5 protein-coding genes and 1 pseudogene are annotated in these 3333 nt (G+C 41.0%); 5 read left to right on the top strand and 1 reads right to left on the bottom strand.

Going from position 1 to position 3333, the window contains the following annotated elements; genetic code table 11:
• Positions 1 to 246: 246 nt before the first annotated feature.
• Entirely contained in the window at positions 247 to 438 is a 192-nt protein-coding gene (locus tag IM317_RS23575) for a hypothetical protein (protein ID WP_016157959.1), read from the bottom strand.
• Positions 439 to 616: 178 nt separating this feature from the next.
• Here IM317_RS23575 and IM317_RS23570 point away from each other — a divergent pair, with 178 nt between their 5' ends.
• From IM317_RS23570 to IM317_RS23555, 5 genes and pseudogenes are all read left to right on the top strand, one after another.
• A complete protein-coding gene (locus tag IM317_RS23570) occupies positions 617 to 1732 on the top strand; it encodes a phage/plasmid replication protein (RefSeq protein WP_016157960.1) in 1116 nt (371 codons plus the stop codon).
• Positions 1733 to 1754: 22 nt separating this feature from the next.
• The gene (locus tag IM317_RS23565) at positions 1755 to 2045 is read left to right on the top strand and encodes a hypothetical protein (RefSeq protein ID WP_015979770.1); all 291 of its coding nucleotides are present in this window, start codon (positions 1755 to 1757) and stop codon (positions 2043 to 2045) included.
• 2 nt (positions 2046 to 2047) lie between these two features.
• Complete coding sequence (locus IM317_RS24095; RefSeq protein ID WP_015979771.1) at positions 2048 to 2146, top strand: tail virion protein G7P-2; 99 nt, start codon at positions 2048 to 2050, stop codon at positions 2144 to 2146.
• Between the two features lie 91 nt (positions 2147 to 2237).
• A complete protein-coding gene (locus tag IM317_RS23560; protein WP_015979773.1) occupies positions 2238 to 2462 on the top strand; it encodes a major coat protein in 225 nt (74 codons plus the stop codon).
• A gap of 67 nt (positions 2463 to 2529) precedes the next feature.
• Positions 2530 to 3333: pseudogene (locus tag IM317_RS23555) on the top strand (hypothetical protein); the annotation flags it as partial.

Below are 3333 nucleotides of genomic sequence, written 5' to 3'. Positions count from 1 at the left end.
TCTTATGCCAGCTATATAAGCATTATTTAGTTCTTTGTATGATATTTCTGGTGTATATCCTGTTTTCACAGGATATACAGTAAGACTCACATCATCATAAATACAAAGCGAGACGGGTATCGTAAGAGTTGCCATGTAGCATTTCCTTTGTGCTGTTGAATTTGTGGGTGCATTTGCACCGCGAAGCGGTTCGGGGTTCTGTGACACCCGAACTTTACCGTGGTTTCCCACGGTATTTTTCTAATCTTACTCGCTGGACTTGGTTGTGTGAATCAGATCCTTTGCTGCATCTTTTGCATAATTATCAATCAGATGATTAACGATATCAGTCCAAGTGATCGCACGTCCAGCGGTATGACTGGCATCGATCGCCAGCCGTTCGAGTTTTAGCTTTCGTTCAGCCACGATAGCCATAGTTGTTCGTTTTGGAGTTGCCATTCCACACCTCAGTAGTTTTCTGCTGGCATAAAGCTAAACACTTATGCTCTCCAGTCGTATTCTGCCGTCATTATAGTTAAACACTTATGCGCTCATATCATTATGCTTGTATACATGCGTAATGCGTGATAGATTTTTGTCATTGCGTAACTGCATACATGTATAGGGTGAGTGTTCAATGTTTTTTGACTGGCTGACTATTGAACAGGATTTTGGCTTTCAGCTACCGATTTTGAGTGATGTTGCCTATCAGCGCATCCACCTCGAAAGCGGGGAAGCGTCAGCTCTGAGTCAGCCAACTTTTCAGCACAAAGGATCTTTTTGTGATGTTGTTTCGATCTCTATCCGAGGCTCATTGCTGAAAGTCTCTGGAAATCCTTCCCGGTGGGGGCGTCTTGATAATTTATTTGGCCTTCCAACTTTGGATTCCTGTGTATCGGTTTTCAATACGATCCTTGCTGAAATAGGTTTACCTCAGTTTACGAAATGTAAGAGGCTTATGCCCGGCCAGGCAAAAGAGAATGAGAAAGCACCTCTTGTTGCTGACGGTGCAATTATTAAAGAAGTACATATCACCTCGAACAGGGCGGCAGGTAAGGGGAATGAAGATGACTATATTTCAGGTTTATCTACGCAACCCTACAGGAACAGCGTTCCACGGCTACACTCCAATGGAAAATCCGTTGACTGGCTGTCTAAAAAAGGCAATGTAAACCTCATATATCCAACGGTTTACAATAAAGCTCATGAAATGGAACTCCATTCTTTGACAAAGATAAAGAATCGTTTTTCCGAACAATCTCGGGAATACAATTACCTACTCGATATTATATCTTTCTGCAAAGAGAATGGGGTCGTAAGGTTTGAGCAAAAGCTGAAATCCAGATTTTTGCAAAAGAATGCGCTCAATTACTGGGGGCTTTCTGATTATTCCATTTTAAATAAGTTACATTCTGATTTTCTTGAACTTGATAAAAAGTTATCGGTGAATGCTATGGACTTTGAAACTATCAGTGATCATCTTGTAAGTAGTGGGGTTGTTGAAACCACCCGTGCAGCAAATACTACCGCAATGTATGCAATACAGTGGTTTCACGGTCATGTATTTGACTTCAACAAAAAACAGGTTCAGACACATCGGGCGCGGTTACGAAAAATTGGTATCGACATTGCGCAGAAATGCAATGTTTCTAAATTCTCTCCTGTGATTGTGAAACAAACACGGGAAATTAAGGTGCAGGAGTGCGTTGCACCATCATGGTATGTACGTCCGTCACATTTACGCGTTGCATAGTTGATTAATAAAAGGTGTTTATATGAGTGAGTTAGGAAATCTGGAAACCACTGTTACCGGAAAAATCAAACGATTTAATAACGGCGGCGGCTATTATTACACTACAGTGGTTTCTCCTGCCGCTGACGCATATAGTTTCCCTCCAGTTATACGCATTAAGTCCAAGAAATCACTTGGCCGTGTGGGGGATGAGATAGCAGATATTCACTGCCGAATTACAGGTTATGAACGTAGCTTTCCATATACAGATAAACAAACAGGTGAGCAATCCCGTGGTTTTAACGTAGACATGCTTCTTGAACTTCTGGAATAAACATGTCTGCAACAGACTTCGATTCTCTGTATCAATTAATATTTAATGCCGGGCTTGTTATTTGTTTTGGCCTTGGCGTTATTAGTGGTGGTCAAAGATGAGTGCACTATCTTACTTCTTTGCTGCTTATTGTATTGGATGGGTTATATCCCATTCTATTCTGGTGTTTAAAAAACTATCTGAGGTTTCAACATGAAAAAATCAGTCGTTGCAAAAATCATTGCTGGCTCAACTCTGGTTATTGGTTCATCTGCCTTTGCAGCAGATGATGCAACCAGTCAGGCTAAAGCTGCTTTTGATTCTTTAACCGCTCAGGCAACCGAAATGTCCGGGTACGCATGGGCGCTTGTTGTTCTTGTTGTTGGTGCTACGGTGGGAATTAAGCTCTTTAAGAAATTTGTAAGCCGCGCATCCTAATTCAACATTATTTCGCTTCAACCATTCATTTGGGTGGCGTCTGCCACCCCTTATTAAGGTAGCATAAATGAAGAAAATAATTATTGCTTTATTTTTTGCTCCTTTCTTTACCCATGCAACTACAGACGCTGAATGTTTAAGTAAACCCGCATTTGATGGCACATTAAGTAATGTCTGGAAAGAAGGAGACTCACGTTATGCAAATTTTGAAAACTGCATTTACGAACTTTCGGGTATTGGTATCGGTTATGATAATGATACTTCGTGGAATGGGCACTGGACGCCTGTTCGTGCTGCTGATGGCTCTGGCAATGGTGGTGATGATAATTCATCTGGCGGGGGTAGTAATGGAGACTCAGGAAACAATTCTACGCCAGATACAGTAACACCCGGGCAGACTGTGAATTTACCGTCTGACTTATCTACTCTGAGCATTCCTGCTAATGTGGTTAAATCTGACTCAATAGGTTCTCAGTTTTCGCTTTATACAAATGCCAGTTGCACAATGTGTTCAGGGTATTATCTGTCTAACAATGCTGATTCAATTGCCATTGCTAACATTACGGAAACGGTAAAGGCTGATTATAACCAGCCTGATATGTGGTTTGAGCAAACCGACAGTGACGGCAATCATGTTAAAATACTACAGAACAGTTATAAGGCTGTTTCTTATAATGTGGAATCAAAACAATCTGACGTGAATAACCCGACATACATTAACTATTCTTATTCCGTTAATGTAAAACAAGTTTCCTATGACACATCAAATGTCTGCATAATGAACTGGGAAACTTTTCAGAATAAGTGTGATGCCTCACGTGCTGTTTTGATAACTGATACGGTTACGCCATCTTATTCCAGAAATATAACG

The sequence above is a fragment of the Enterobacter cloacae complex sp. S3 genome (genome assembly GCF_014930495.1).
In the GTDB taxonomy this organism is placed as follows: Bacteria; Pseudomonadota; Gammaproteobacteria; order Enterobacterales; family Enterobacteriaceae; genus Enterobacter; species Enterobacter asburiae_B.
This window is presented reverse-complemented; position numbering and strand designations above follow the sequence as displayed.